Consider the following 4,182-nt stretch of genomic DNA (forward strand, 5'->3'; position numbering starts at 1 on the left):
TCGACCGGGGCGGATATTCTGGAAGACCTCGCGACCGAGCATGAACTGCCGCGCCGGGTGCTGGACTGGCGGCAATTGTCCAAGCTGAAATCGACTTACACGGATGCGCTGCAGACCCATATCAACCCCGATACGGGGCGGGTGCATACGTCTTATTCGATCACGGGGGCCAGTACGGGGCGTTTGGCCTCGACCGATCCGAACCTGCAGAACATCCCGGTGCGGACCGAGGAAGGACGGCGCATTCGCGAGGCGTTCATTGCCGAGCCCGGCAATGTGCTGGTCAGCCTCGACTATAGCCAGATCGAGCTGCGGATTCTGGCGCATATCGCCGATATTTCGACCCTGAAACAGGCGTTTTCCGATGGGCTGGACATTCACGCCATGACCGCGTCCGAGATGTTCGATGTGCCACTGGACGAGATGACGCCGGATATCCGCCGTCAGGCCAAGGCGATCAATTTTGGTGTGATCTACGGCATTTCGGGCTTTGGTCTGGCGCGCAACCTGCGCATCCCGCGGGCCGAGGCGCAGGGGTTCATCGACCGCTATTTCGAGCGCTTCCCGGGGATCAGAACCTATATGGACGACACCATCGCCTTTGCGAAAGAGCATGGCTATGTGCAGACCCTGTTCGGGCGCAAAATCCACACGCCCGAGATCAACGCCAAGGGGCCGCATGCCGGGTTCTCGCGCCGTGCGGCGATCAACGCGCCGATTCAGGGGACGGCGGCGGATGTGATCCGGCGCGCGATGGTGCGGATGCCGGATGCGATCAACGGGTTGCCCGCCAAGATGCTGTTGCAGGTGCATGACGAATTGCTGTTCGAAGTGGCCGAGGATGCGGTGGATCAGGTGATCGGCGTGGCACGCGATGTGATGGAGGGGGCCTCGGACCCGGCGGTGAAGTTGGATGTGAAACTGTCCGTGGATGCGGGGCAGGGCGCGAATTGGGCCGAGGCGCATTAAGGCGCGCTGCTCATCAGGCCCGGCGGGCCCTCTTTGCAGCGGGTCAGCCCTTTGGGGGCTGACCGGGGTGCTAATCTCGCAGCCAGTGCAGTGACGCTTCGGTGCGTTGTGTTGACGGGGTGTATTCGGCGCTGACCCAGCCGGTATAGCTGCTGGCCTCGATCATCTCGAACAGTGCGGGGAAGTCCATCTCGCCACGCCCGGGTTCCGAGCGGTCCGGGGTGGCGCCGATCTGGGCATGGGTGATCCGGTGCTGGTGATCCTGCCAGATCGAAAGCGCGTCTCCGTGGATCATCTGCGCGTGAAAGCTGTCATATTGCAGACCGATATTGGGGCGGTTCACCTGATCCAGAACCTCGGCCGCCAGAGTGTAGTCGTTCAGGAAATAGTCGGGCTGGGACACCGGATTCAGCGGTTCAATCGTGAACTGCTGTTGCGGGGCGAAATCGGCGGCCCATTGCAGGTTGCGCACAAAGCTGTCCCGCGCCTGCGGCCCTGACGCATAGCCCGACATGATGTGGATGAGACCGGGTTTCAGCGCCTGTGCATAGCGCATGACGCGTTTGATATCGGCCTGATAGCGCCCCTCGCCCCCTGGGATTGCCGCGTAACCGGGTGTGCCGCCGGTGTAATTCGGGGGCGGTGCGTTGATCAGCACCAGCTCAAGCCCGTTGGCCAGCAGCGCGCGGCGGGTCTCCTTGGCGGCCAGATCATAGGGGAACAGAATCTCGACCGCGTTGAACCCGGCCTGCGCGGCGGCCTGGAAACGGTCGAGGTAAGGAAGCTCGGTAAAGAGCAGCGAGATATTGGCGGCAAAGCGGGGCATGAGCGGTCTCGGGGCAGGTGTCGCGCGGAGCCTAGCAACAGCACGTGATCCGCGAAAGGGACTGAAAACGACAGATTGTCGAAAATCGACCAGAACGCGGTTCGCTAATCAGAGAGGTTCGGGGCATCGCGGCGAATCATTACGGAACCGCCGTGCCAACAAAAGGTCTGAACCGAATGGCGATGAGCCCCGAACCCGTGCGCGGGAACGCCCTTTCTATATCTAGTGGACGCAGTTCTGCCTTATCCGGCAACGGGTTGGGTGTGGCGTCGATGCTGGCCTGGGCGGCGGGGTTTCCGGCGGCAGAGGTGCTGTTGCAATCCTGGCCGCCCGTGGCCCTGCTGGCCGCGCGGCTGAGTCTGGCGGTGCTGGTCATGGTGCCGCTCTGGCTGCTGATGGACGGCCCGACCCGCGTGTGGAATGCGCGCTGGGGGCATGCGATGCGTGTCGGCTGCGGTTTGGGTGTGGGGATGTTCCTGCTTATTCTGGCACAGAAACTGACCGATCCGGTGACGGTGGCCATCATCGTCTCGTGCTCGCCCCTGGTGGCGACGTTGATGGAACTTGCGATGGGCACACGGCGGCTGCACTGGAACTTTGGCTTGGGCGTTGTGGTCTCGATTATTGGCGGGCTGATTGCCACCAGCGCCATGGCCCCGGCGCAGCTGGGTTTGGGGGCGGTGGTTGCTATCCTGTCGACCGGGTTCTTCTGCTGGGCCAGTCTGGCGACAGAACGGGACTTCCCCGAGCTTAGCCAGACCGGGCGGACCACGATCACCTTTGTCGGCGGTCTGATCACGGCAGGGTTTCTGGTCCTGCTGGTCGGGCAGCTAGGCTGGGATGTGATGCCGTCGCGCCCGGTGGACGGGCAACAGCTGGGTATGTTGGCGATCTATTCGCTGATTGCCATGGGGCTGAGCCAGTTCCTGTTTGTCGGCTCCATCGGCAAGCTGGGCGTGGCGCTGGCCGCGTTCCATATCAACACAGCGCCGTTTTACGTGATGGTGATCATGATGGTTCTGGGGGAAGAGTGGAACTGGACCCGCGCGCTGGGTGCCGCCATCGTGGCGCTGGCCGTGGTGCTGGCGCAGGACCGTCCTCGGCGCGCCGCTTAACCTTCCAGCTTGTCCGAGGCGATCAGGGGAAAGAACTGCCCGCCGGACCAGACGCCGAACCAGTCGCCATGATGGGTGCCGATCTCGACGAGGCGATAAAAGCTTTTGCGGTCGATGCGCGCCTCAAGATTGGCGCGGATCAGTACATAGGGCGTGCCATCGGACAGGCGGATCGGATGGTCTGGCCCGGCCATGGCCGTGTCGCCCACATGGGTGGTGAATGTCAGGTTCTGCGCCTCTTCTTCCCCCGTTGCATCGAAATCCACCGCCACAAACGGCGCGTCCTCGACGGTGATTCCCACCTTTTCCACCGGGGTGACCAGAAAATATTTCCCCTCTTCTTTCTTAAGAATTGAGGAAAATAGCTTCACAAGCTCGAACCTGTTGATGGGCGTGCCTAAATAAGTCCACGACCCATCTTTTGCGATCCGGATGTCCAGATCGCCGCAAAACGGAGGATTCCACAGGTGAACGGGCGGTAAACCCCGGGTTTTGGCCGCTTTGACCGAGGCCGCCAGACCATCGGGCGAAGGTTTCACAGGTTTTTGTCCGCTCATTGCTTTTGCCATTTCCTCTCAGCGCGATACACTTCAATCATAATAGTCCACGGAAGGGAAAACCATGTCCGAACCTGCCGACCTCGTGTCCGAGATCGAAGCGCTGGAAAACAAGCTGCAAGAGGCCAAGTCCTCGATCACCCGCCGCTTTATCGGGCAGGAGCGGGTCGTGGACCTGACTCTGACGTCGCTGTTGTGCGGCGGGCATGCGTTGCTGATCGGCCTGCCGGGACTGGGCAAGACGCGATTGGTCGAGACGCTGTCGACCGTGATGGGCCTGCATGGCAATCGCATCCAGTTCACGCCGGACCTGATGCCTGCGGATATTCTGGGGTCCGAAGTGCTGGATACCGCCGATGACGGTTCGCGCCATTTCCGGTTCATCTCCGGCCCGATCTTTTGTGAGCTGTTGATGGCGGATGAGATCAACCGTGCCAGTCCCCGTACTCAGTCGGCGCTGTTGCAGGCGATGCAGGAACGCACGGTGACCGTGGCGGGTGAAGACCGCGCGCTGGGCGTGCCCTTCCATGTGCTGGCCACCCAGAACCCGATCGAACAGGAAGGCACCTATCCGCTGCCCGAGGCGCAGCTGGACCGGTTCCTTGTACAGATCGACGTGGAATATCCCGACCGTCAGACCGAACGCGACATCCTGCTGGCCACCACGGGCGTGGCCGAGGATGAGGCCCATCAGATTTTCACCAAAGAGGAATTG

The 4,182-nt window shown here is 61.9% G+C and carries 5 protein-coding genes; 3 read left to right on the forward strand and 2 right to left on the reverse strand.

Features of this window, described 5'->3' with window-relative positions; all coding sequences use genetic code 11:
- Positions 1 to 969, forward strand: a 969-nt coding sequence (locus MPJ51_RS16275; RefSeq protein ID WP_298388851.1) for a DNA polymerase, incomplete at its 5' end; no start/stop codon positions are given.
- Positions 970 to 1,039: 70 nt separating this feature from the next.
- Here MPJ51_RS16275 and MPJ51_RS16280 read toward each other — a convergent pair.
- On the reverse strand, positions 1,040 to 1,795 hold the full coding sequence (locus MPJ51_RS16280; protein ID WP_298388853.1) for a TIM barrel protein: 756 nt from the start codon (positions 1,793 to 1,795) through the stop codon (positions 1,040 to 1,042).
- A gap of 152 nt (positions 1,796 to 1,947) precedes the next feature.
- Here MPJ51_RS16280 and MPJ51_RS16285 point away from each other — a divergent pair, with 152 nt between their 5' ends.
- Positions 1,948 to 2,910, forward strand: a complete 963-nt coding sequence (locus MPJ51_RS16285; protein ID WP_298388855.1) for a DMT family transporter — start codon at positions 1,948 to 1,950, stop codon at positions 2,908 to 2,910.
- Here the strand turns inward: MPJ51_RS16285 and MPJ51_RS16290 are convergent.
- On the reverse strand, positions 2,907 to 3,467 hold the full coding sequence (locus MPJ51_RS16290; RefSeq protein ID WP_298388857.1) for a DUF1285 domain-containing protein: 561 nt from the start codon (positions 3,465 to 3,467) through the stop codon (positions 2,907 to 2,909). The genes MPJ51_RS16285 and MPJ51_RS16290 overlap by 4 nt on opposite strands.
- 64 nt (positions 3,468 to 3,531) lie before the next feature.
- On the opposite strand from MPJ51_RS16290, the gene MPJ51_RS16295 reads away from it, so the two are divergent.
- On the forward strand, positions 3,532 to 4,182 hold a 651-nt coding region (locus MPJ51_RS16295; protein ID WP_298388859.1), incomplete at its 3' end, for an AAA family ATPase.

Source organism: Ruegeria sp. (assembly GCF_028066395.1).
Classification (GTDB): domain Bacteria; phylum Pseudomonadota; class Alphaproteobacteria; order Rhodobacterales; family Rhodobacteraceae; genus Ruegeria.

Excerpts from the sequence above, each read along its gene's own strand:
- MPJ51_RS16280 (WP_298388853.1), bottom strand. The coding sequence starts at position 1,795 with ATGCCCCGCTTTGCCGCCAATATCTCGCTGCTCTTTACCGAGCTTCCT.
- MPJ51_RS16290 (WP_298388857.1), bottom strand. The coding sequence starts at position 3,467 with ATGAGCGGACAAAAACCTGTGAAACCTTCGCCCGATGGTCTGGCGGCC.